This window comes from Myxococcus sp. NMCA1 (assembly GCF_026810205.1).
Taxonomy (GTDB): Bacteria; Myxococcota; Myxococcia; order Myxococcales; family Myxococcaceae; genus Myxococcus; species Myxococcus xanthus_A.
Map to the genome: position 1 here is coordinate 3226035 of NZ_CP113950.1, position 24187 is coordinate 3250221.

General features: G+C 69.4%; 21 protein-coding genes. 6 read left to right on the forward strand and 15 right to left on the reverse strand.

The annotated features are described in order from the left end of the window. Nucleotide 1: 1 nt before the first annotated feature. The 7 genes from OZ403_RS13945 to OZ403_RS13975 all read right to left on the reverse strand — a co-directional run bounded on the left by OZ403_RS13945 (nt 2) and on the right by OZ403_RS13975 (nt 7917). Entirely contained in the window at nt 2-367 is a 366-nt protein-coding gene (locus OZ403_RS13945) for a (2Fe-2S) ferredoxin domain-containing protein (protein ID WP_140798046.1), read from the reverse strand. 155 nt (nt 368-522) lie between these two features. Further along, nucleotides 523-1287, reverse strand: coding sequence for a NuoI/complex I 23 kDa subunit family protein (locus OZ403_RS13950; RefSeq protein WP_140798047.1), 765 nt, complete (start codon nt 1285-1287; stop codon nt 523-525). Nucleotides 1288-1329: 42 nt separating this feature from the next. Continuing rightward, complete coding sequence (locus tag OZ403_RS13955; RefSeq protein WP_268784395.1) at nt 1330-2772, reverse strand: complex I subunit 1/NuoH family protein; 1443 nt, start codon at nt 2770-2772, stop codon at nt 1330-1332. 2 nt (nt 2773-2774) lie between these two features. Further along, the gene (locus OZ403_RS13960) at nt 2775-4655 is read right to left on the reverse strand and encodes a 2Fe-2S iron-sulfur cluster-binding protein (protein ID WP_268784396.1); all 1881 of its coding nucleotides are present in this window, start codon (nt 4653-4655) and stop codon (nt 2775-2777) included. Then, on the reverse strand, nt 4652-5899 hold the full coding sequence (gene nuoD, locus OZ403_RS13965; RefSeq protein ID WP_140790240.1) for an NADH dehydrogenase (quinone) subunit D: 1248 nt from the start codon (nt 5897-5899) through the stop codon (nt 4652-4654). Before nuoD ends, OZ403_RS13960 begins: the two co-directional genes overlap by 4 nt. 12 nt (nt 5900-5911) lie before the next feature. After that, the gene (locus tag OZ403_RS13970; protein ID WP_020478794.1) at nt 5912-6430 is read right to left on the reverse strand and encodes an NADH-quinone oxidoreductase subunit C; all 519 of its coding nucleotides are present in this window, start codon (nt 6428-6430) and stop codon (nt 5912-5914) included. A 179-nt stretch (nt 6431-6609) separates the two neighbouring features. Then, complete coding sequence (locus tag OZ403_RS13975; protein ID WP_140790242.1) at nt 6610-7917, reverse strand: adenylate/guanylate cyclase domain-containing protein; 1308 nt, start codon at nt 7915-7917, stop codon at nt 6610-6612. Between the two features lie 95 nt (nt 7918-8012). On the opposite strand from OZ403_RS13975, the gene OZ403_RS13980 reads away from it, so the two are divergent. Both OZ403_RS13980 and OZ403_RS13985 read left to right on the forward strand, forming a co-directional pair. Then, nucleotides 8013-10148, forward strand: a complete 2136-nt coding sequence (locus tag OZ403_RS13980) for a sulfatase-like hydrolase/transferase (protein WP_268784397.1) — start codon at nt 8013-8015, stop codon at nt 10146-10148. After that, the gene (locus tag OZ403_RS13985; RefSeq protein ID WP_174258759.1) at nt 10138-10506 is read left to right on the forward strand and encodes a PaaI family thioesterase; all 369 of its coding nucleotides are present in this window, start codon (nt 10138-10140) and stop codon (nt 10504-10506) included. The genes OZ403_RS13980 and OZ403_RS13985 overlap by 11 nt, the downstream gene beginning before the upstream one ends. A gap of 87 nt (nt 10507-10593) precedes the next feature. Here the strand turns inward: OZ403_RS13985 and OZ403_RS13990 are convergent, their stop codons facing one another. Then, nucleotides 10594-11157: an NADH-quinone oxidoreductase subunit B gene (locus OZ403_RS13990; protein ID WP_140790248.1), complete on the reverse strand. Its 564-nt coding sequence runs from the start codon at nt 11155-11157 to the stop codon at nt 10594-10596. 6 nt (nt 11158-11163) lie between these two features. After that, nucleotides 11164-11535: an NADH-quinone oxidoreductase subunit A gene (locus OZ403_RS13995; protein ID WP_011552801.1), complete on the reverse strand. Its 372-nt coding sequence runs from the start codon at nt 11533-11535 to the stop codon at nt 11164-11166. 240 nt (nt 11536-11775) lie between these two features. Here OZ403_RS13995 and OZ403_RS14000 point away from each other — a divergent pair, with 240 nt between their 5' ends. Next, nucleotides 11776-13347: a methyl-accepting chemotaxis protein gene (locus OZ403_RS14000; RefSeq protein ID WP_140790250.1), complete on the forward strand. Its 1572-nt coding sequence runs from the start codon at nt 11776-11778 to the stop codon at nt 13345-13347. Between the two features lie 3 nt (nt 13348-13350). On the opposite strand, the gene OZ403_RS14005 is transcribed toward OZ403_RS14000, so the two are convergent. The 5 genes from OZ403_RS14005 to OZ403_RS14025 form a co-directional block, all read right to left on the reverse strand. After that, nucleotides 13351-13587 (reverse strand): amphi-Trp domain-containing protein, encoded by a 237-nt coding sequence (locus OZ403_RS14005; RefSeq protein WP_140790252.1) that lies wholly within the window; start codon nt 13585-13587, stop codon nt 13351-13353. 81 nt (nt 13588-13668) lie between these two features. After that, the gene (locus OZ403_RS14010; protein ID WP_268784398.1) at nt 13669-15333 is read right to left on the reverse strand and encodes an arylsulfatase; all 1665 of its coding nucleotides are present in this window, start codon (nt 15331-15333) and stop codon (nt 13669-13671) included. Nucleotides 15334-15470: 137 nt separating this feature from the next. Then, nucleotides 15471-16361, reverse strand: coding sequence for a sigma-70 family RNA polymerase sigma factor (locus tag OZ403_RS14015; RefSeq protein WP_140790256.1), 891 nt, complete (start codon nt 16359-16361; stop codon nt 15471-15473). Next, nucleotides 16358-19474, reverse strand: a complete 3117-nt coding sequence (locus OZ403_RS14020) for a tetratricopeptide repeat protein (protein ID WP_268784399.1) — start codon at nt 19472-19474, stop codon at nt 16358-16360. Before OZ403_RS14020 ends, OZ403_RS14015 begins: the two co-directional genes overlap by 4 nt. Before the next feature lie 57 nt (nt 19475-19531). Further along, a complete protein-coding gene (locus tag OZ403_RS14025; RefSeq protein WP_140790260.1) occupies nt 19532-20350 on the reverse strand; it encodes a PHP domain-containing protein in 819 nt (272 codons plus the stop codon). 118 nt (nt 20351-20468) lie between these two features. On the opposite strand from OZ403_RS14025, the gene OZ403_RS14030 reads away from it, so the two are divergent. From OZ403_RS14030 to OZ403_RS14040, 3 genes are all read left to right on the forward strand, one after another. Beyond that, nucleotides 20469-20756 carry a hypothetical protein gene (locus tag OZ403_RS14030; protein ID WP_140790261.1) on the forward strand — a complete coding sequence of 96 codons (288 nt, stop codon included), beginning with the start codon at nt 20469-20471 and terminating at the stop codon, nt 20754-20756. A 63-nt stretch (nt 20757-20819) separates the two neighbouring features. Then, a complete protein-coding gene (locus OZ403_RS14035; RefSeq protein WP_011552807.1) occupies nt 20820-21254 on the forward strand; it encodes an OsmC family protein in 435 nt (144 codons plus the stop codon). A gap of 106 nt (nt 21255-21360) precedes the next feature. Next, complete coding sequence (locus OZ403_RS14040) at nt 21361-21888, forward strand: hypothetical protein (RefSeq protein WP_237078279.1); 528 nt, start codon at nt 21361-21363, stop codon at nt 21886-21888. Between the two features lie 73 nt (nt 21889-21961). Here the strand turns inward: OZ403_RS14040 and speA are convergent, their stop codons facing one another. Continuing rightward, nucleotides 21962-23992, reverse strand: coding sequence for a biosynthetic arginine decarboxylase (speA, locus tag OZ403_RS14045; RefSeq protein WP_140790265.1), 2031 nt, complete (start codon nt 23990-23992; stop codon nt 21962-21964). Nucleotides 23993-24187 lie beyond the last annotated feature (195 nt).

Consider the following 24187-nt stretch of genomic DNA (forward strand, 5'->3'; position numbering starts at 1 on the left):
GTCACTCCTCGCCGTCGTCCGAGTCCGGCTGGCCGAAGAGCTCCTTCACGGGGGCGTCCTTCGCGATGTGCTCCGCCACCACGCGGCGCATCTTCTCCGCCGTCATCGCCGAGTAGTACACCTCTCCTGGCCAGCCCATGAGCTGGTAGTCCTCGGGAGAGAGCGGATCTCTCTTGCGGCCGGTGTCCTCGCGGACGACGACGTTCGGCCCCATGTGGCAGAAGCCGTAGCAGCCGCCGCGGTACAGCTCGCAGCGCGGCACCAGCCCCTGGCCGGAGAGAGTGTCCCGGGCCTCGGCGTAGACGGCGTCCGCGCCGCCCGCCTTGCAGCTGGAGCCCTTGCACACCGACAAGCGGTAGCGCTTCACGGTGGCGTCTCCTGGAGCCCGCCATCAAGCGTATTGAAGAGGTTCAGCTTCACCACCAGCCCCCTGAAAAAGCGCCGGCCCGCCTTCCGCTTCAACGCGGGAGGGCGGGCCGGGAATCCGGGTGAGGCCGATACGGCCTCACTGGGAATCTGGATTCACTTGATGAACTTCGTCACCTGGATGGGGCCCTGCTGCGTGACGACCGTCTGGTGGCCCGCATGGGCCCCCGCGGGCAGCGCCTTGCCGTGGCCGCCGTGCTCTCCGTGCGGCAGCTTGAGCTCCACCAGGCCTTCGCCGATGCGCGTGTGCGCTTCCTTGTGGACGTGGTGCGGCTCCTCGGAGCCCTCGCGCTTGTTCCACGGGTCCGACGGGTGGGACACCGGCGCGCCCTTGAGCAGCTTCGGGATGTCGTAGACGAAGTTCTGCCGCGTGTACTCGGGCGGGGTGTGCGTGTAGGTGTCCATGCGGATGGCGTCCTTGGGGCACGCATCCACGCAGAGGCCGCACACGATGCACCGCAGCTCGTCGATGACGAACTGGGTGGGGTACTTCTCGATGACGCGGTCCTCGGAGTCCGAGGCTTCGTCCTCGTACTCACCCGCCTCGATGTAGATGCACTGCGCCGGGCAGATGGTGGCGCACATGTAGCAAGCCACGCAGCGCGGCTTGCCGTCCTCGCGCGGAACCAGCCGGTGCAGGCCGCGGTAGCCCTCGGGGTAGATGGGCTTCTCCTCGGGGTACGCCACCGTCGTCATCAGGCTGGCGCCGGTGCGGTCCACCACCTGCGTGTTGGTGTCACGCGTCCCGAAGAGGTTGCGGAAGAAGTGCTTCGCGGTGATGCCCAGGCCGCGGAGCAGGTTGGGCACATAGGTTCGCTCGCGGATGTCCGTGCGAGGGTCCTTGCTTACCTTGTAGGCCATGATGGTTCTCGATTCCCGGATGCTGGGGCCGAAAGGTGCGGCCTAGTGGGTGGACGCCGGGGCCGCGCCGTGGGCGTGCGCCGGCAGGTCATGGGCACCGTGCCCACCGTGGGCGTGGCCATGTCCGTGACCATGGCCGGCGTGCGCCCCGTGCGCACCGCCTACGGGGACCTTCGTCGTCGTGGTCAACACCACCAGGATGCCAATCTCCGCGATGCCGAGGACCGCCAGCGCCCGCAGGGACGGATCCCAGAGGACCAGCGCACCGGTCACGAAGATGTTCACCAGGCCGAGGGGGAGGAGGATCTTCCAGCCCAGCGACTGAATCTGGTCGTAGCGGAAGCGGGGGAACGTCCAGCGGATGAGCAGTTGCACCCAGATGAGGAACAGCACCTTCAGCCAGAACACCGTGCCCAGGATGGTGCCCAGCAGCCAGCCGTGCTCCTGCATGATGGGCAGGTTGGCCAGCCACTCGTTGCCGAAGGGCAGGTGGTAGCCGCCGAAGAAGAACGCCGTCGTCACGCCGGCCAGCACCACGACCTCCACGAACTCGGAGATCATGAAGAGGCCGAACTTCATGCCGGAGTACTCAACGAAGTAGCCGATGATCTCCGACTCGCCTTCCGGCAGGTCGAACGGGGCACGCTTGGTCTCCGCGAAGGACGCGGCGAAGAAGAGCAGGAAGCCCAGCGGCTGGATGAAGATGCCCCACGCGGGCAGCCCCAGGTCGAAGGCGCCGTCCGTGCGCCACAGGTAGCGGCCCTGGCCGGTGCCACCGGTGAGCGCGTTGCCGATGTCACCAATGATGGCCGGGAACTGCACCGAGGAGAACGTGAGGAAGATGCCGACCAGGGACAGGCCGAGCGCGACCTCGTAGGCGATCATCTGCGAGGTGGCGCGCACGCTGCCCAGCAGCCCGAACTTGTTGTTGGAGGCCCAGCCGGCCAGCGCGGTGCCGTAGACGGCCAGCGAGGCGATGGCGAGCACGTAGAGGGCGCCGAAGTCCGGCGTGGCCACCACCATGTCCACGTTGCGGCCAAACACCTGCACCGACGGACCGGCGGGCACCACGGCGAACAGGGCGAAGGTGGGCGCGAAGGCCAGGATGGGGCCCAGGTTGAACATGAACCGGTTCGCGGTGGCCGGAATCAGGTCTTCCTTGGTCAACATCTTCAGCACGTCCGTGAGGATGTGCGGAAGGCCGCCCAGCGAGCGGTTCTTCAGGCCGGGCAGGGCGATGCGGGCGCGGTTGGGACCCATGCGGTCCTGGATGAACGCGCTCCACTTGCGCTCCGCCATGGTCAGCAGCGTGGCGATGACCATCACGAAGATGAGGACGAGGAACAGCACGTTGGTCAGCCGGCTCGCGCCAGTGAACCAGTGCTCCTCCACCAGGCCACCCACGAGGTAGGCCGACGCCATGCCACCCGCCATCAGGAAGACGATGGTGAACATGGCGACGAGAATCGTCAGTACGCGGCTCATGACTAGATACCCCTCACCCGAGGCGTGCCGAACTCACGGTACCCCGCGGGGCGACCGTCGGCACCTGCCGGCAGCGGATTGATGCCCGGCTTCTCCCGGTCCGCCGGAGACGCCTTCTCCCAGTTGAACTCCGCGAACTCGGCCACCTTGCCAGCCAGCTCGCGCCACACGTCGACGGCCCGCTTCCAGGTGGACTCGCCACCCAGCTCGCGCGTCAGCTCCCTGACCCACTCCCAGCCCGGGACGACGTCGCCCTTGGGCGGATACGCCTTGCGGAAGCGCTGGATGATGCCGTCCTGCTGCACGAACGAGCCCTCGTCCTCGACGGGGACGGAGGCCGGCAGCAGCACCGTGGCCTGCGCGGTGATGGCGGACTCGGTGAAGGCCTGCGCCACGAACACGTCCAGCTGACCGGCGGCCTCCGCGAAGGCGTCCACGTCGCCCGGCACCTCGGTGCCGATGGCGTAGAGCGCCTTCACCGTTCCCGCCTTCATCACGGTGGTGAGCGCGTCGAAGGTCTCCAGCTTGAGGCCCAGCGCCTTCGCGATGAACTCCAGACCCTTGCGGTTGGGGTTCTTGTCCGCCGTCATCAGGAAGTGGTCGGCGGGGCCCGAAGCGCGGCCGCCCACGTACACGGTGGACACGCCCAGCGTGCTCTTGGCGAAGTTCAGCCCGGCCAGCAGGTCCTCGTTGGAGGCCAGAGGCGAGGCCAGCACCGCCAGCTGCTTGCTGCCCTGCACCGAGCGCAGCGCCTTGGCCGCGGCCTGGACCGCTTCCTTGCGCGTGGTGACGGGCACCGCCTCACCGGCGCGGTTCGCGCGGCGGCCCACCTGCGCCTGCAGCACGCGGCCCAGGTTCAGGTACTTGTAGGTGAGCCGGCCCTCGTCGCACATCCAACTCTTGTTGATGGCCTCGTTCTCCCGCGGGCGGTAGCGGTACGAGTCCTGCGACATCCAGTCCACGTAGGTGGAGCAGCCGCGCGAGCAGCCGGTGCACACCGACGGGGTGGCGGACAGGAACCACGCGCGCGCCTTGAAGCGGAAGTCACGGCTGAGCAGCGCGCCCACCGGGCACACGTCCACGGTGTTGAGCGAGTAGTTGCTGTTCAGCTCGCTGCCCGGGAACACGTCGATGCGCTCGTGGCTGCCGCGGCCGAACACGCCCAGCTGCGGCTCCTTGGCCACCTCGTTCATCACGCGCACGCAGCGGGTGCACATGATGCAGCGCTCCTGGTCAATGACGACGCGGGGCCCCAGCACCTTGCGCTTGTTCTTGAGGGCCTTGGTGCCCTCCAGGCGCGAGGGCCGGTAATCGTACTTCATGTAGTAGTCCTGCAGCTTGCACTCACCGGCCTGGTCGCAGATGGAGCAGTCGACCGGGTGGTTCAGCAGCAGGAACTCCATCACCGCGCGCTGCTGCTCCTTCACCTTGGGCGTGGTGGTCTTGATGGCCTGGCCTTCGGCCATGGGCGTCTGGCACGCGGGCACCATCTTGGGCGCGTTGGACGCCTCGATGAGGCAGATGCGGCAGTTGGCCGCGATGGAGAGGCGCGGGTGGTAGCAGTAGTAGGGGATGTCCGAGCCGACCGCCTTGGCCGCCTCGATCATGTTCGTCCCCGGCTTCACCACGACTTCCTTGCCGTCGATGGTGGCGGTGATGAACCCCGGGTTCTTCGGCGCCGGCTTGGGCGGCGGGCCGGAGGGCGGCTTGGGCGGCGGCGTCCCCGTAGGGCCGCTGGCGGCGGCGGGCGGGTTGTCCAGCTTCGCGCCGGCGGGCGGGTTGGACGGCTCCGGGCCAATCTTGGCCGCGGGCGTGTCCGTGGGCGCCCCCTTCGGAGGCGGCTGCGCATCACCGGTGGGCTTCTTCGTGTCGTTGTCGCTCACTGCTCGACCTCGCCGCCGATCATGTTGATGGTGTCAAACGTAGGGATGAGGTCCGCCAACATCTTGCCTTCGATGATGTGGGGGACGGCCGCGAGCACGGGGAAGCCCGGCGCGCGAACGTGGACCTTGTACGGACGGCCGCGGCCGTCGCTCACCAGGTACCAGCCCAGCTCGCCGTTGGAGGCCTCGGTGGCGTCGTACACCTCGCCGGCGGGCACCTGGATGCCCTCCATCACCAGCTTGAAGTGCGACATCACGCCTTCGATGGTGCCGTAGACCTCAGGCTTGGGCGGCAGCGCGATGCGCCAGTCATCCACAATGATGGGGCCCGCGGGGATGGTGTCCATGGCCTGGCGCAGGATGCGGATGGACTGACGCATCTCCTCGAGCCGGACCAGGTAGCGGTCGTAGTTGTCGCCGTGCTCGCCCAGCGGGATGTCGAAGTCGAACCGGTCGTAGACCCAGTACGGCTTCGTCTTGCGGATGTCGTAGTCCACGCCGCACGCACGCAGGGCGGGGCCGGTGTAGCCGTACTCGATGGCGTCCTCGGCGCTGATGACTCCCGTGCCCTTCGTGCGGTCCACGAAGATGCGGTTGTTCGTCAGCAGGCCTTCCATCTCGTCGAGCAGCGCCAGGCCCTGGTCCAGCGTCTTGTGGACGCGGGCAACCCAGCCCTCGGGCAGGTCGCGGTTGCTGCCGCCCACGCGCCCGAAGCTGGTCGTGAGGCGCGCGCCCGTCAGCTCGGCGGTGCGGTCATGGAGCAGCTCGCGGAACTCCATGGCGAGGAGGAACGGCGCGAAGCCGCCCATCTCCAGGCCGGTGGCGCCCACGCACGTCAGGTGGTCCGTCAGCCGGTGCAGCTCGGAGCCGATGACGCGGATGTACTGGGCGCGCTCGGGAATCTCCAGGCCGATGAGCTTCTCCACGGCGTTGAGGAACCCGAAGTTGTTCATCATCGCGGACAGGTAGTTGAGCCGGTCCGTGTAGGGCAGGCACTGCGTCCACGTGACGTTCTCGCAGCTCTTCTGGAAGCCGCGGTGCAGGAAGCCGATCTCAGGGTCGATCTTGACGATCGTCTCACCCTCGAGCTCCACCTTCAGCCGCACGGTGCCGTGCGTGGCCGGGTGGGAGGGGCCCATGTTGATGACCATCCGCTTGGTCTGCAGATGGGCTTCCAGCTCCGACTCGTGGGCGTACGCGTCGGTATCGGGGTTCGGCGCTTCGGGCTTGAGGGTGTCAGCCATGGATGTCCTCGCTCAGGAGAGCCCGCTAGTGCCGGGGCCGCGGAAGATGTCCTTGATGGGGCGCTCGGGGATGAGCGGCTGCCGGTCGCGCAGCGCGTAGTCCTTGCGCAGCGGATGCCCCTCGAACTCGTCGTAGAGGAGGATGCGGCGCAGGTCCGGGTGCCCGTCGAAGCGGATGCCGTAGAAGTCGAAGGTCAGCCGCTCCCACCAGTTGGCGCCGCGGAAGAGCGGCACCAGGGTGGGGACCACCGGGTTGGCTTCGCTCACCCGCACCTTGAGCCGCACGTGCTCGTGCCGCTTGAGGGAGTAGAGGAAGTAGACGACCTCGAAGCGAGGGTCGTTCTCCGCCAGGTGCAGCCGATCCACGGCGTCGATGGAGCCGAACAGCTTGAACTCCAGCTCCGGGTCGTTCTTCAGGAACGCGGCGACCTTCGGGAGCGAGTCTGCATGGATGACGGCCCAGGCGCCTCCGGTCCGATCCACGTAGCGATCCGCCACCGCCTCTGGGAGCTGGGCGGAGACCCTGTCCAACGCGAAAGTGCTCAAGGGGGCCCCAATGACTAAGGGAGAAGAATCCGCGGCTTTATAAGGAGCCCTCGGCGGGTGCGTCAACGTAAACCCTCAACCATGTAGCCCACTTAGGAGGCCCAGAAGCGGGCGTTGCGCGAAACCGGGTGGGAGGGTGGGCAGCGGCCCGGACAGGGGGTGGATCAGCCGGCTGCGAGCGCGACCCCGGGTTGTCCTACACTCGGTGCAAAGGTAGCCACGGGCAGTCGCTTGCCGGGCACCAAGGTGGGGTTCACCGGCACCCAGGCGAAGGCCTCGGCGCAGTGCTCGCGGGTGGCCTGGGAGGCGAGGACGGCGACGCCGGCCACCTTGGTGAGCTGCTCGATGCGGGCCGCCACGTTCACCGTATCTCCAATGGCGGTGTACTCCAGACGGCGGGTGGTGGAGCCGATGTTCCCCAGAACGACGGGACCGGTGTGGACGCCCACCCCCATGCGCAGGACGGGGGCACCCCGGGCGGCCCGGTCGGCGTTGACGGCTTCCAGCTCCACCACCATGTCCAGCGCGCAGCGCACCGCGCGGAGGGGGTGCTCCGCGTCTTCCAGCGGCGCGCCGAAGTACACCATGAGTGCGTCCCCGATGAACTTGTCGAGCGTTCCACCGTGGCGGAACACCACCTCCACCATGCGGCCGTAATACTCGTTGAGGACCTCCACCACCTGGCCCGGCGGCATGCGCTCGCTCAGCGCGGTGAAGTCCCGGAGGTCGGCGAACAGCACCGTGACTTCCCGCAGCTCCGGCGCCATCGAGGTCTGTCGTTGTAGTCGTTCTGCTACTGAGGGCGAGAAGTAGCGGCCCAGGCGGGCGCGCTTGAGCTCCTCCCGGGAGACGGCGACGGTGAGGGCGCGGATGCGACCGAGCAGGTGGTGGGCGCCGGCCGCCATGATGCCCAGGAGGACGACCGCGGCCACCTGGGCGCCCATGCCGATGCCCGCCTCGTGCTGCAGCCGGACCAAGCCGATGGCGGCGACCGTCATGACCACCGCGGTGACGGAGCGGCGCAGCGACAGGGCCGCCAGCAGCACCAGCACGGTGTAGATGCCCAGCGTGAAGCCGGCCACGCCGCCCGGGGAGGGCGACACCGGAATGGCCAGGTGCTGCATCCAGTAGACGGCGGGTGCGTCCACGAAGGCCAGCGTCAGTCCGGCCCATAAGGCACTTTGCCGCCAGCGTGACACCGCGACCCGTCCGGCCACGGTGCACAGCCAGTAGATGCCCAGGGGCGCGAGGTAGACCTTCCAGTCCGCCATGTCCCGCGCGACGCCTTGATACAGCGCGACGCCCAGCAGCAGGGTGACAGCCACCAGCCGCAACCGCGCCATCTGCCGTGCGTTGTGATGGCGTTCGACATCCAGCGCCCGGTTCACCAGGTCCTGGCTGTCATCGGGATGGGCGCCGTGCGGTGATGCAGGGCCCTCGCTGGCTGCCAGTCGAGGCGGAGTCAAGGCCATCGATTCTGCAATGCCCTCGCGCGGAGCGCACGTTGGCGGGGGTCGGTCGTCCGGCCGGCACACGCCTGTTTCAATCGGGTATAGAAGAGGAGGTCATGCCCGAATCCCCCCCTTCCGGCATTCTCCGTTCCTGGTGGCCGCGCCTGCTCGCGGGGGCCGTGCTGGGTGTGTTGCTGTTCGCCGCCGAGTCGTGGCTGCTGCTGCGCTCGGGTGTCGTGGGCATGGACATCCCGGTGGATGGCCCCTACGCCGCGTTGATGGCGGCCGTGCGGCCTGTCATCCCAGGCCTGCTGTTGAGAGTGGCGGCCGTGTACGCCGTGGCCGGCATGGTGCTGGCCGTGGCGGGGACATTGCTGGCGCGTGCCTGGGGAGGGGGCGGCGCCTGGGCGACGTTGGGGCAGGGGCTGCTGCTGTTCGTGCTGCTGGCGTGGGACCGGGCCATCGCGCGTCCGGCCCTCTTCGATGACCTGCCCGCGCTCCGGTCGCTGCTGGCTTGGCTGGTGGAACATGGCGAGCCCTGGCATCCACGCGCGGTGCTGGTGGCCTGGCTGGTGGCGCACGCCGCGGTGTGGGTGGTGCGCTCGCGGCAGTGGCGGCGCGCGCTGTGGGGCAGCGCGGCCCTGGCGGGCGTGGCGGGGCTGTTGGTGGTGGGAAAGGGGATGGCTGGACGCGGCGCGCCTGGGCATCCGCTGGTGGTGGTCATCGGCATCGATGCCTTCCGGCCGGACCGGCTGAAGTCGCAGGGAGGCTCGGGCGAGGTGGCGCCCCACGTGGAGCGCCTTTTGGAGGACGCCACGCTCTTCACCCGCGCGTACACGCCCATCGCCCAGACGGAGCCCGCGTGGCGTTCGCTGCTCACCGCGCGGTGGCCGCACGAGACGGGTGTGCGCTACTCGCTGACGTCCGACTCGCGGATGCAACTCCAGCGCACCTTCGCGGAGTCCTTCGCGCAGGCGGGGTGGCGCACGGTGTTCTCCACCGACTGCTCACGCTTCCACGCGGAAGGGCCCGCATCCGGCTTCCAGACGCGCCTGCAGCCGCCGCGCGGGGCGGTGAACTTCCTCCTGGAGAAGCTGCGCTACCGCGCGCTGGGCCTGTTCGCCGACCACGCGCTGGGCGCCGCCTGGTTGCCCGAGTTCATCGACAACCGAGCGCTGGCCGGCATCCATGACCCCATGGGCTACGCGGAGCGGCTGGCTTCGCGGCTGGTGGACGAGGCGAGCCAGGGCCCCACGCTGTTCGCCTTCCATGCGACGGCGGCGCACTTCCCGGGTGACCCGGTGCATCCCTTCTACCGTCGCTTCGTGCCGGCCTCGGAGCCGCTGGAGCGCCGACTGCGCATGCACTTCGCCCCGGTGTCTCCAGGCGCGAAGGGCGGCTGGAACCGGGCGGGCGCAGAGGCGCTCTACGACGAGCTGATTGCACAGGCGGACGCGCAGGTGGGGATGCTGCTGGACGCGCTGCGCCGCTCGGGGCGCTATGACGACGCGCTCATCCTCCTGCTGTCGGACCATGGCGAGAGCTTCCACGCGGACCGCGCGGACCTCGCGGGCGCCACGCCGGTGCATGGCGCGCGGCTGTCGGAGGAGGAGAACCGCATCCTCCTGGCGGTGAAGCCGCCCAAGGGGCGGGGGACGGCGCCAGCCCTGGTGGATTCGCTGGTGCGGTTGGTGGACGCGGGGCCCACGCTGCTGGAGTTGTCCGGGCTGCCGCGGCTGTCGGATGTGGACGGCGTGTCGCTGGCGCCGCTGCTGCGCGGCGAGGACCTGGGGCCGCTGTCGCTGTACGCGGAGACGGGCTTCACCCATGTGCTGCCGGAGGTGTTCGACCCGGGGCACTGGCCGGGGGCGCCTCGCTCGTTCGACGCGTACCGCATCCGTCCGGATGGCGTGGTGGAGATGGGGCCCGCGGCCCACACCCGCATCCTCCAGGAGAAGGACGTGGGCGCCTTCGACGGCCAGCGCTGGTGGGTGGACCGGCCCCAGGCCAACGGCACGGTGCTGCGCGCCTGCCAGGGCGACTGTGAAGGGCCGGACGCCCTCGCGCTGGAGGCGTGGTTCGACGGCGTGCAGGGCCGGACGGCGGCGGGAGGCTGGCGTAAGGTGGCCGGCCATGTCGACGACTCCGGACACCCCGAGCCTTCAGGAACGCTACGCTCCCCAAAACAGCTGCTTCGGCTGCGGCCCGGCCAACGCTCAGGGCCTGCGCATCCGCAGCCGCGTGGAGGGTGATGCCGTCGTCGCGGAGTGGACGCCGCAAGAACACCACCACGCCTTCGAAGGCGTGCTCAGCGGCGGCATCGTCGGCACGCTGCTGGACTGTCACTGCAACTGGACGGCGGCGTACCACCTGATGCGCGCGCAGGGCGGGGACGCGCCGCCGTGCACCGTCACCGCCGAGTACGCCATCACCCTCAAGCGTCCCACGCCCATGGCCGGGCCGCTGCGCCTGGAGGCGAAGCCGGTGGAAATCCAGGGGGACCGCGCCGTCATCGAAGGCACGCTGACCGCGGGCGGGAAGGTGACGGCCACCTGCCGGGGCACCTTCGTCGCCGTGAAGCCGGGCCACCCCGCGTACCACCGCTGGTAGCAGCGCCAGAAATACCAAGGCCCCGGCGCTTCCGCCGACTGAGGCGGGAAGCGGGCGGGGCCCTGGCGGTACCGCGCGTGGGGCGCGTTACTTGTTCATGGACAGCAGCAGGTTGTGCCGCGCGGCCGTGGGGTTGGCCTCCTCGCGGTCCGCGATGCGGTGGACCTGGTTGCCAATCTTGTCCTGCAACAGCATCAGGCCATCCAGCACCTGCTCCGGGCGCGGCGGGCAGCCGGGGATGTAGACGTCCACCGGGATGATGCGGTCGATGCCCTGGAGCACCGCGTAGTTGTCGTAGAAGCCGCCCGAGGACGCGCACACGCCGAAGGCCACGACCCACTTGGGCTCGGCCATCTGCTCATAGACGCGCTTGAGGATGGGGGCCTGCTTCAGGTTGATGGTGCCCACCACCATCAGCAGGTCCGCCTGGCGCGGCGAGAAGCGGGGGAACTCCGCGCCGAAGCGGGAGATATCGTGCCGGCTGGCGGCCACGGACATGTACTCCATGCCGCAGCAGGCCGTGGCGTACGGATAGGTGAAGAGCGAGTACTTGCGCGCCCAACCCAGGCCCTTGGAGACGATGGACTGGAGCCAGCCCATGGAGTCGTCACGGCGGGTCGTCACGATGTTTGCGAGGTCTGCGTCAGCCATGATGTCTCAGCTCTCCCAGTCCAGGGCGCCCTTCTTCCAGATGTAGATAAGGCCGACCACCAGCGTCACCGCAAAAACCAGCATCTCCACGTACCCGAACCAGCCGAGCGCCTGGAAGTTCACCGCCCAGGGGTACAGGAACACCGCTTCCACGTCGAACACGATGAACAACAGGGCCACGACGTAGAACTTCACCGCGAAGCGCTGCCGTGCCGGGCCGCTCGACTCGGAGCCGGCTTCGAAGCTGGTCGCCTTGATGGCGCTCGGGCGGCGAGGACCCAGCCGCGTGGTGATCTGGGGAATGAGCATCGCCATGCCACCCGCCAGCAGCAGGACGACGGCCAGCGGCAGGTATGGCGTGAGGGGAGTCGGAGTCATCGCGCGCGGAACCTAATGACACCGCGCTCGCCATGTCAAAGGGAAAGTCCAGGGGGCGGCGCGCCAACCCCTTGAGATGACGGCGAAAAGCGGTGTTCATGGTACCCCAGGGCGCGTCTGGCGTGGATCAGCCGCCCGCACGGCCCCAGTCCCACCTGCCGGTTTGACGCTCCGCGAAGGGACGCCTACCGTCGGAGAACCGCCGGCATCCATCCGGCGTGAAACTTTCTCACCGGGGAGATGGCAAGCATGTGGGGCCGGCTCGGCTTGCGGACGCAGGTGGCCATCGCGGTGCTCGTGCCCTGCCTGGCGGTGGTGAGCTTCTGCGTCGTGTACTTCCCCATGCACCAGCGGGAAGTCACCCTGGAGTTGCTCCAGAAGCGGGTGCGGGTGGTGGCGCGGCTGATATCGCAGCACCCCGCGCTCCTGTCCGCGGACAGCACGCCGGAATCCACGGCCCGGGTGCGGGATGTGTTGTCGATGCTGGAGTCCCCGGAGGCGCTCAACGAGCGCAGCGGCTTCACCCTGCGCTACCAGGGGTTGGTGTCGGCGGAAGGCACCGTGCTGCATGGGCGCGGCCCCATTCCCACGGCCATCCGCTCGCTCGGCGTGGAGGGGCTGGAGGGCTGCATCACGTCCACCCACCACGACGAGGTGTCGGTCCGCTGCGCCAGTGGTGACCGCATCTACGTGGCGGGCTTCGGCGTCCAGGAAGCGCTCAGCTCGGTGGATGACATGCGGGGCGCGGTGCTCGCCGGACTGGCGGGCGCGCTGGTGTTGGGGCTGGCCCTGTCGTTGTTCATCAGCCGCGCCATCGCCGAACCGGTGGCCCGGGTGACGGAGGTGGTGCGGGACGTGGCCCGGGGCGACATGTCGCGCGGGGAGCTGGACGTGCCGGCCACGGGCGAGGTGCGCCTCATGGCGCAGTCCTTCAACAAGATGCTGGGCACGCTGCGCACCTCGGTGATGGAGATGGTTTCGCGCACGGAGCAGCTGTCCGGCGCGTCGCGGGGCCTGTTGGGGGCGTCCGCGGACCAGGAGCACGTCATCAGCCAGCAGGCGGCGTACGCGCAGCAGATTGCCGCCACGTTCGAGGAGCTGAGCCGCACGGCCGAGCAGATCTCCAGCTCCACGGAGGTGGTGGAGTCGAGCGCGCGGCGCACCCACGAGGCCGTGGCGGAGGCCATGGCGGTGGTCGCGCAGGTGGTGGCGGGCATCAACGACATCCGCACCGAGTCCAAGGGCGTGGCGGACGCGATTGTCGGCCTCAACCAGGACCTGCAGCAGGTGTCGAAGATTGCCCAGGTCATCAACCAGGTGGCGGAGCGCTCCGACTTGCTGGCGCTGAACGCTGCGCTGGAGGGCACCAAGGCGGGCGAGGTGGGGCGGGGCTTCTCGTTGGTAGCCGCGGAGATGCGCAAGCTGGCGGAGAACGTGTCCGCCTCCGCGCGTGACATCGCCCGCATCGTGGAGAAAGTTCAGGACTCCGGCGAGGAAGCGGCGGCCAAGGCCCGCGTGGGCATGGCCACCAGCGACCGGGGCGTGGAGGTGGCCGAGCAGGCCTCCTCCGTGTTCCAGCGAATCGTCGAGCTGGCGCGCGGCACCAGCGAGGCGGCGCGGCAGATCACCATCGCCACCCGTCAGCAGCGCCAGTCCAGCGAGCAGGCCGTGCAGGGCGCCCGCAACGTCGCGGAGCTGGTGAAGCAGGGCGTGGACGCGACGGGACGCACCACGCGCATCGCCCAGGACCTGCAGGCGGTGGCCGAGGGGCTCACCGCCGTCACCAGCCGCTTCAAGACGACGCGGAACTGAGGCTCACTCCCGCTGCCAGCGCAGCTGGAACTCGACCTCGTCCACGCCGTCCTCGCGCTCGTGCTCGATGTTGAAGAGCGCGTCGGCGGGGATGCGCAGGCGCTCGCCTGCGACCTGGATGCTGAAGGCCTTGCCCTCCTCGATGGCGTCCGCCAACCGCCGCAGCTTCGCGACGAAGTCCTTGCGCGGGTACGTCTTCTCCAGGTCTCGGTTCGCTCGCTTCGCCTTCTTTTGCGCCATCGTTGAGGGCTCTTTCGGCCAGGGTTTCCCCGGATGATGACATCGCCCGCGATGGACGCGCAGCCTGAATCAGCGCGGGGCTCATGCGTGGGATTGCTGGGTCCGGTCGATGAGCCGCTCCACTTCGTTGGCGAATCGGAGGACCTCGTCGCCCACGGAGGGCTTGTCGTCCTTCATCGTCTTGCGCATCGCGTCCTTCACGCGCTCCTTGAGGGGGCCGATGCTGAGACTCCCCGGTGCCTGGCTGGGCGGGTACTCGATGAGGCTCTCCGCGAACTTCTTCACCAGGCCTTGCGCGGGGACGAAGAGGAACATCCGCTGGCCATACCAACGCGTATAGAGGCCCGAATGGAGCCCCTCCTCGAACGGGTCCGAGCGCAGGTTGATGAGGTAGGGCCAGGACGGATTGAAGCGCTTGCCGCTGAACCAGAGGTCAGGGCCGTCGCCTTCCTGGTAGGCGAAGATGACCTTCCAGTCGTCGTACCGGACCGCGGCGAGCTGGCCGCTGTCGAGCACGTAGATGAACTCGTGGCGCCGGCTGGGCTCCTTTCCGACGAGCAGCCCGCGCTGGTCATACCCATCCAGGCACACGCGGAACGTCTTGTCTCCCGCGCGGTAGCCCTGCCGGCACTGCTCGGCGAGGTCATCGGGGCCACCCGCCGCGGCCACCATCGTCGGCATCCAGTCCTCGTGGGCGAAGATGTCGTTGATGACGCGGCCCGGCTCGATGACGCCCGGCCAGCGCGCGACGCAGGGCACGCGGACACCGCCTTCCCAGGTGGAGCCCTTCTCCCCGCGGAACGGTGAGTTGCCTCCGTCCGGCCAGCCCATCTTCTCCACGCCGTTGTCGGTGCTGAAGATGACCAACGTATCGTCCGCGATGCCCAGCGCGTCGAGCTTGTCCAACAGAATGCCGACGTAGTCGTCCAGCTCCGCCATGGCGTCCGCGTACAAGCCCTTGCCCGTCTTGTTGCGGTACTTCTCCTGGAGGAATGTCCACACGTGCGTACGCGTGGTGTTGTGCCAGATGAAGAAGGGCTCACGCGCCTTCACCGAGCGCTCCATGAAGGACAGCGTCGAGGCCAGGAACTCCTCGTCCACCGTCTCCATGCGCTGCGTCGTGAGCGGTCCGGTGTCCTCGATGCGCTGTCTGCCCACGCGGCCCCAGCGCGGTTCATCCGTGGGGTCGTCCCGGTCCGTGGCCCACGCGTGGAGCACGCCTCGCGGCCCGAAGCGGGCCTTGAACGAAGGGTCCTTCGGGTAGTCCGGGCACTCGGGCTCGTTCTCCGCGTTCAGGTGGTACAGGTTTCCGTGGAACTCGTCGAAGCCGTGCACGGTGGGCAGGTAGCGGTTGGAGTCGCCCAGGTGGTTCTTCCCGAAATGCCCGCAGCGGTAGCCCAGGGGCTTGAGCAGCTCCGCGATGGTCGGGTCCGACGCCTGAAGTCCGTAGTCAGCGCCCGGCATGCCGATGGTGGTGAGGCCCGTGCGCAGGGGATTCATGCCGGTGATGAAGGCCGCGCGGCCTGCGGTGCAGCTCTGCTGGCCGTAGCAGTCCGTCATCAACGCGCCCTCGCGGGCGATGCGGTCGATGTTCGGCGTCCGGTAGCCCATCATCCCCTGGTTATAGGCGCTGATGTTCCACAGTCCGATGTCGTCACCCCAGATGACGAGGATGTTCGGCCGCTGTCCCGCGCCCCTGCCGTCCTGCCCGTTGCCCTTGCGTTTCAGTCTGTCGATGAACGACATGCGCCGTTGCCTCCTCCACGTGGCCCGGGCGAGGTGCCCTGGGCGACACCGCGAAGGTGCTCAGCGGGGAATGGACGCGGACCTGCCCTGGAGTCGCAGCCCGGGGAGGCAGCCCAGGCGGACAGGTGGCGCTCGCGTCAGCTCATCAGCCGGTGGAGGCTGAGGTCCAGGCGGCTCTGGACCAGGCCCAGGAGGCTCTCCACCTCGCGCCCGTCCAGCTTCAGCCGGGCGGCCAGCTCGCGGTGGGTTTGCTTCAGGAGCCGCTCACGGGCCTGGGCCACGTGGCGTGCCACACTGGAGCGGGGCTCCGCGTACAGCGTGGCGATGCGGTCCATGGTGAGGCCATGGAGATGGTGCAGGCGCAAGAGCGCGCGCTCCCGTTCGGACAACATCGCCAGCGCGGCCTGGAGGGATTCGGACAGGGCTTGCCGCGAGTGGGCCTGGAGCACGTTTCGCTCGGGGTCGTCCCGGGACAACAGCTGCTCCAAGGCCTCCGGGGGTGTGGAGGACTGCTCGTGGCGGCCGGTCTGCTCCAGCAACTCGCCGCCGATGCGCGAGGCGACGATTCGCACCCAGCGGCCCAGCGAGCCCCGGCCCGAGTACTCCGCGATTTTCGGCGCGCCGCCGTGAACGCCCAGCAGGAGCCGCTGGCGCGTCACCTGGAGCACCTCGTCCACCATCGCCGTGAGGTGCCGGGACAGCCGTGCGGCGGCTTTCTGGAGGACGTGCTTCTCGAAGAGCTGCAACGCCTGGGGCTCTCCCTGGGCACAGGCACACGCCAGGTAGACGTCCGCGGCGTGGAGCTGCTTGAGCGCATCCAGGGGTGTGCCTTCCGCGCGCAGGTGCCGGCCCACGTGGTGCAACAGGGCCGCGGGCGCCAGCGTCACGGTGGGCCACGCCGCGCGGCCTTGGTCGAGCAGCTCCGTGAGCAGGGCCTCCAGCGCGGGCGCGGAGCGCAGCGTGTCGTGCAGCGACTCGGGTGCCCCCGCGAGCAGCAGCGGCGTCAGCGTTTCCGGAGCCTGGCTCATCGGGTGACCTCGCTCACACGGGGCAGGTGCCGCGCCTGCCATGCCACGAGCTCGTCGTGCTCGCGCCGGGCGCGCAGACCCTGGGCTTCCAGCCACGCTTTCGCCTCGCGGATGAGGGCCGTGGCCTGCTCGCGTCCATCCGGGGCGGGCCGTTCCCACAGGGCCCGTGCGAGGAGGAAGGACACCCGCGCGGCTTCCTTCCGGTCCAGCCACACGCGCGCATGGATGCGCCGTGCGCGCTCGAGCAACGGGACGGCTTGCTCCGGCGCGCGCAGGCTCAGGTGGGCCTCTCCGAGGCAGGCGAGGTCGAGCGCGACGTCCGGGCTGTCGTCACCCTGCGCGGCTTCATCCAGGGCCAGGGCGCGCTGGCAGCGGGTAAGTGCCGCCCGGAATGCGCCCGTCTCCAGGTCCACCCGGGCCAGGTCCCGCTCCACGCCACACGCCACCACGCTGTCGGTGCCGTTCGCCTTCTGAAGGAGTCCCAGCGCCTTCGTCAGGTTGCGCCGCGCCACCGCCGGTCGGCCCGCGCGCAGGTGAATGAGGCCCAGGTTGCGCAGCGACATCTCCAGGCGCGGCGAGTCCTGGCCCACGCTGCGTTGGATGCGCTCCAGCGCCTGCTGGTTGTGGGCGAGCGCCTCGTCGAGCCGGTCGGAGTCATAGGCCACCATGCCCAGCCCGCCGAGCGCGGTGACGGTGCTGGGGTGGTCCGTCCCCTTGCTGCGCTCGAAGATGGCCAGGGCTCGCTCATAGTGGCTCCGGGCTTCCCCCAGGCGCCCCTCGCGGCGCAGCAGGCCGGCCAGGTTGTTGAGAGGGGCGGCCAGGCTCGCGTGGTCCTTGGAGCGCGCGGCCTCCAGCAGCGCCAGCGAGCGTTGGAACGTTTCGAGCGCTTCTTGCGTGCGGCCCAGGGCGAGCAGTTCGGTGGCGATGTTGTTGAGGTTGAGCGCGAGCACCGGGTGCTCGGGGCTCCACTGTCGCTCCTGGAACGCGTAGGCCTGCGCCTCCCGGTAGAGCGCCAGGGCCTCCTCCGCGCGAAGCTGCCGCGCGCGGACGCGCCCCAGGCCGGTGAGGAAGTACGTCACGCGAGGCCGTGAGGGGCCCGCGGTCCGCCGCGCCAGCTCCAGGCCCTGGGTGAACTCCGCGTCCGCTTCGTCCAGCTTGCCCTGCACCAGGAGCAAGCCGCCCATTCGCAGGTGCAGGTCGGTGGCGATGTGCGGGAAGCGCTCGCGGCCCAGTCGCTCCACCGCGGCGCGGGCATGGTGCACCAGCCGGTTCGCCTCTTCCATGCGCGCCATCTGGTCGCCCACCACCCACAGGAGGAGGTTCCAGACACGGGCCACGGTTTCGTCGTCGCGGCCCGCCTCGGCGGCCCAGAGCGCCTTGTAGAGGTGCTCCTCGGCTTCCTTGGGCTTGCCGGCGAGCCCATGGGCATAGCCGTGCAGGGTGAGGACCTCTGCCTCCAGCGGGCGGTAGTCCAGCCCCTGGATGTCCTGGAGCAAGGCCGTCGTCTCCTTCAACGCGCCGGGGTGGTTGCCCGCGTCCATGTGGGCCCGCGCCTCGGCCAGCTTGCGCCGCGCCGCGTCCACGCGAGGCCGCAGGGCATCCGGAGGCTGAGGCCGGTTCACCAGCTCCGGCGCGTCCCGGCAGCCGGAGACTCCCTCCAGGGACGCCACCATCTGCGGCGCGTTCTGCACCGTGCGCGCGTCCGCCTCCTCCAGCACGTCGACGACGGCGGCCAGGTGCCACAGCCGTGTGTCCAGGCACGCGGCCGTCTGCCATGAGTCCTTGGTGTCATCGCGCGAGGCCGTGCACGCGTCGGTGCGCAGCTCGCGCCACGTGTCCGCGTGTCCGTCCAACGTGCTGGCGACGGCTTCCCACGCGGCGGCGGCGAAGGGCTTGCCCGTGGCCAGGAAGGCCGCATGGATTCGAGCGCGGCGCTCCGGTCCCCAGATGGTGGTGAGCCGCTCCGCCTCCAACTCGCAACGGGCCTGCCTCCGATGCGCCGCCACGTAGCCCACGGTGAGCCCTAGAAGACACGCCACGGCGGCGGAGGCGCCCACCCAGGCAAGGCGCCTTCCTGCGCGGGGGGCTAGCTCGGTCAGCAGCGCCTCCATCGATGGGAAGCGCTCTTCCGGCTGGGCTCGCAAACCCCGCAGCACCGCGCGCCGCACACGGGCCGGGATTTTCGATTCGCGCTCTGGCGCGCGGATGCGTCCTTCCCGCGCGGCCTGACCCAACGCTTCCAGCGTCCGGCCCTCGAAGGGGCGCACGCCGTGGAGCGCTTCGTACAGTGCCACGCAGAAGCTGAACTGGTCCGAGCGCGCGTCCACGCCGTGTCCCTGAAGCTGCTCGGGCGCCATGTACGCCGGCGTGCCCAGCAGCGCGCCCGAATGGGTCAGCGGCGAGTCCACCAGCGAGGCCGGCGCCGTCACCGTGTCCAAGCGCGCTGGCGTGGCGTGGCCCAAGACTCGCCGGTGGGAGGGCCGGGCCAGACCGAAGTCCGTCACCCGCACGCGCCCATCCTTCCCGACCAGCACGTTGCCCGGCTTGAAGTCGCGGTGGACCAGCCCGGCGGCGTGGGCGGCCGCCAGTCCCCGGCCCGCGTCCACGAACACGCGCACCACGTCCTGCCATGGATGCGGCGTCTCCAGCCACTCCGCCAGCGACGCGCCCTCCACCAGCTCCAGCGCCAGGAAGACGCAGTCATCGCAGACGCCCACGTCGTGGACGGTGACGACGTGCGGATGGGCCAGCCGGGCCAGGGCCTGAGCCTCGCGCAGCAGCCGCAGGCGCAGCTCCTCCAGGTGCCGGCCCTCGGGGCGCAGCAGCTTCAGCGCGACCCTTCGGTCCAGCTCCGGGTCATGGGCCGCGTACACCTCGCCCATGGCGCCCCGGCCAATGCGCTCCTGCACCACGTAGCGTGAGAGCTGGGTGCCCGGGGTCACCAGCGGGCCATCGACGGGCAGGGACGCGGCCTCCGGCGCACTGGCGCCCAGGGCCAGGTGCTCCTGGCAGCGCTCACATCCCTCCACGTGGGCCAGTACGCGCGTGCGGTGCGCGTCCGGGAGCGCCCCTTCGAGGAAGTCGCTCAGTGTCGTCTCGCTCGGGCACCCCATGGCGGCCCGGAGACTAACAAAATCCCGGAATTTTCACTTTTGCCCGCCTGTGACGGCTCAGGCCTGGGCGCGTGACTTGAGGCGGGCGAAGAGCTCGGGAGGCATGGAGGCGGTGCCCAGCCGGTGGTCGGCGGAGATGGCCTCGCCGTGGAAGTCGCTGCCAGCGGTGGGGACCAGGTCCAGCTCCTTGGCCAGGCTGAGATACTTCTGGCGCACGCTGGGGTTGTGGTCCTCGTGCAGCACCTCGAGGCCCGCCAGTCCCGCCAGGGCGAGCGCGCGGATCTCCAGCCGCTCCATGCGCGATGAACCCGGGTGGGCGAGGGTGGCCGTGCCGCCCGCGTTGCGGATGAGGCGGATGGCGTCCTCGCCGGCCAGCTTGAAGCGCTCCACCCAGGCCGCGCCGCGCATGCCCAGGAAGCGGTCGAAGGCCTCCTTCACGTCCACCACCCAGCCGCGGTCCACCAGCACGCGGGCCAGATGGGGACGTCCCAGCTGCGCGTCGCCGGCCACCGCCCGGACGTGCTCCATGCGCACGGGGTAGCCCAGCTGCCGCATGCGCTCCAGCAGGGCTTCCATGCGCTGCTCGCGCTCCAGCCGGAGCCGGTCGGCGAAGCGAGCGATGTCCTCGTCGTCCGGCCTCAGGAAGTGCCCCAGGATGTGGCACTCGCGTCCATGAATGAACGCGGAGATTTCGATGCCTGGCACCAGCTCCACGCCGTGGGCGCGCGCCGCCACCTCGGCCTCGGCCAACCCCGCGACGGTGTCGTGGTCGGTAATCGCCAACACCGTCACCCCGGCGGCGGCCGCCCGCGCCAGCAGCTCCGTGGGCGCATATTGACCGTCGCTGGCGGTGGTGTGCGAGTGCAGGTCAATCACGGCGGGCTCCAGGGTGTGGGGGGAATGTTTCCCATACGCGACCTATGCCGGGTTTCACACCAACTTGCGGCATGGGGGGTGCCGCCGCCACCCAGGGTGTGGCTACTGTCCGAGCCCTATGGGCAAGAAGTCCGATACGACCATCGAGAACCGGGTCTACCTCTTCGAGTCATTGGCGAGCAGCTACGTCGCGTCCGCCACCGAGGTCTTGTCCTCGGAGGACCCCGCGGTGCGGCAGCGCGCGCGCCGGGCCCTGGCGGAGCTGGCCTTCGTGTCCTGTGTCATGGCGGACACTTCGCATCTGCCGGCCGAGCAGGTTCGGGCCCAGGTGCTCGGCGCGCCCGAGCGCGTCCCGGAGGCTCCTTCGAAGGTGTCCGGCGGCGCGGCCCGGAAGCGCAACAAGTAGCGGCCCCTAGCGTGGTTCGGGGTGGTATGTCGGCGGAGCCCTTTTGCTTCGAGGAGCGCCGACATGAGCCCGCCGCAGACGCCCGCCACGGGCGTGGTGATGACGCTGGTCAGCCAGCCCCAGTTCAAGACGCAGCTCACCCATGGCCCGTCGGGCACGGTGAATCAGACGGAGGCGCCGCGCGACAACGGCGGCACCGGTGGCAGCTTCTCTCCCACGGACCTGGTGGGCGCGGCGCTGATGTCATGCGCGGTGACGACGATGCACCTGTTCGCCTCGCGTGAAGGCATTGCCCTGGGCGAGGTGAGCGCTCGGGTGGAGAAGCGGATGTCACCGCCGCCGCGCCGCATCGCCGAGCTGGTGCTGGACATCCAGATGCCGGCCGGCCTGTCTGCCGAGCACCGGGCCACACTGGAGAAGGTGGGCCGCGAGTGCCCGGTGGCCCGCAGCCTCCACCCGGACGTGAAGCTGCCGCTGACGTTCAGCTATCCGGACTGAGGACGCCAGGCCGCTTGCCCTCCAGGGGGCCTGCCCGCGAATGCTGCGGGTGGGCCCCTTCGTGTTCATCCTCCCCGGCTGCGGGGCTCGTCCTGGAGGACATGGCATGCATGCGAAGCGGCTGGGCATCTACCTCAATGACCACCTGGCGGGCTCGGTGGGCGGGCTGGAGCTGGCAATCCGCACGGAGGCGGAGAACCACGGCAACCTGCTGGGCCGCTACCTGGCGACGCTCATCCCCGAGCTGAAGGAAGACCAGTCCACGCTGCTGTCGGTGATGGACGCCCTGGCGCTGAAGCGGGATGGGCTGAAGACGCGCGCCGCGTGGGCCGTGGAGAAGGTGAGCCGGCTGAAGCTGAACGGAACGCTGGTGCGCTATTCGCCCCTGAGCCGGCTGCTGGAATTGGAAGGCTTGTGCTCGGCCACGGAGGGCCGCTTGTCTCTCTGGCGCACGCTGGCGCGCGTGTCGGTGAAGGACGCCCGGCTCGCGGTGTTTCCCTTCGAGTCGCTCGTGCAGCGCGGCGAGGCGCAGCGCTCCGTGCTCCAGCGCTTGCGGGCCCAGGCGGCTGACGTGGCCTTCGCGGAGGAGCCGCAACCCTTCGGCTCGGGGGAGCCCCTCGTCGCGGACCACTGATGGACACCCGGGCATGAAGAAGCCCCCTGCCGCGGTGAGCGACAGGGGGCGGGACTTCATTCTGGCGCGGGGCTCAGGTGCCCGACGTTCCCGACGCGCCAGGAGCCGGCGTCGTGGGCCGGGCGGCCGAGGCGTCCGGCGTGGGCACCAGGCGCAGCTGGCTGGCGCTGCCGCCGAAGCTCGCGTCCACCTCGCGCTCCAGGTACGTGTAGCCGGACAGGCCGTCCTCGTACATGCGCAGCAGGTTGCGCGACTCGTCCAGGGTGATGCGGCCCTGGCGCAGCGCCGCCTCGGTGAACTTGCGCAGCTTCGCCACCAGGTCGTCCTTGGTGTAGCTGACGTAGTTGAGCACCTCCGTCACCGTGTCGCCGGCCACCACGTTGTCGATGAGGTAGCCCCCGTTGGGCCCCAGCGACACCTGCACGGCGTGCGTGTCGCCGAACAGGTTGTGGAGGTCGCCGAGAATCTCCTGGTAGGCGCCCACCATGAAGATGCCCAGGTAGTAGTCGTCATCGTTGAGCGCGTGCAGCTCGAGGGCGTCCTTCACCTCGCGCTTGTCGATGAAGTGCTCAATCTTGCCGTCCGAGTCGCAGGTGATGTCCGCCAGCGTCGCGCGGCGCGTCGGCTTCTCCGCCAGCCGGTGGATGGGCATCATCGGGAAGAGCTGGTCGATGGCCCACGAGTCCGGCAGCGACTGGAACACGGAGAAGTTGCAGAAGTACGTGTCGCTGAGCGCCTTCTCCAGGGAGTCCAGCTCCTCGGGAATCTCCCCCTGCTCACGCGCGATGCGCATGATCTTGTGGCAGGCGGCCCAGTAGATGTTCTCCGCCGCCACGCGCTGCTCCAGCGACAGGTGGCCCAGCGAGAAGAGGGTGAGGCTCTCCTCCTTGGCGTCCTGCGCGTCGTGCCACGCCTCCAGCAGGTTCTTGTTGGTGACCTCCCGGTAGGTGGACCAGAGGTTGCGCACCACGGAGGGCGCCTTCTCGTCCACCTTCTCGGGGACCTGGGCCGGGTCGAACTCGCTGGTGCCCAGCACGTCCACCACCAGCACCGCGTGGTGCGCCACCACGGCGCGGCCGGACTCCGACACCAGCGTGGGGTGCGGCACGCCGGCCCGGTCACAGGCCTCCATGACGCCGAACACCACGTCGTTGGCGTACTCCTCCGTGGTGTAGTTCATGGAGGAGGCGAAGTTCGTCTGGGAGCCGTCGTAGTCCACGCCCAGGCCGCCGCCCACGTCCAGGTACTTCAGCGGCGCGCCCTGACGGGCCACTTCCACGTAGAAGCAGCCCACCTCGCGCAGCGCGTTCTTCACGTTGCGGATGTTGGAGATCTGGCTGCCCAGGTGGAAGTGCAGCAGCTCGAAGGAGCTGAGCAGACCGGCGTCCTTCATGAAGCTGATGCAGTTCATCAGCTCGGAGGAGGACAGGCCGAACTTGGAGCGGTCACCGCCGCTGGCCTCCCACTTGCCGGCGCCGCGCGTGGACAGCTTCACGCGCATGCCCAGCCGCGGGACGATGCCCGTCCGACGGGCGACCTCCGCGATGAGCGGCAGCTCGCTGGGCTTCTCCACCACCAGGATGACGTTGCGGCCCAGGCGCGAGTAGAAGAGCGCCGTCTCGATGTACTCCTCGTCCTTGTAGCCGTTGCAGATGACGAGCGCGTTCTCGTTCTCCAGCAGCGCCATCACCGCGAGCAGCTCCGGCTTGCTGCCGGCCTCCAGCCCGTAGTTGTAGCCCTTGCCCGCCTCGATGAGCGTTTCCACCACGAAGCGGTGCTGGTTCACCTTGATGGGGTACACGCCGCGGTAGCCGCCCTTGAACCCGTGCTCGTTCATGGCCTTGCGGAAGGCCTCGTTCAGGTGGACCACGCGGTGGCGCAGTACGTCCGTGAAGCGGATGAGCAGCGGCAGGCCAATGCCCCGGCGGCGCACTTCGTCGACCAGCTCCTTCAGGTCCATGTTCGGGGCCTGAGGACCGTCCGGGTGGACGATGACATGGCCCTTCTCGTTGATGCCGAAGTAGGGGTTGCCCCAGTTCCGGATTCCGTACAGCTCGTGCGCGTCGGCGAGGGTCCAGCGGTGGGGAGGGGCGTTTGCGGGCATCGGCGTCTCGAGGCTCCCAGGGTGGGGGGTGGACTCCCATGAACAACGGAAACGGTCACGGGAATCGCGCGGGAACTATCGGAAAGCCCCTCGGTATTCAACAGCCGCCTGTGCGGAGGGCAAGCGGGCTGGCGGGGCGGCCGCCCGGTGCTCCTCCTCCCTCGGGCCGACCCTCCATTCAATTCCTACCCTTTT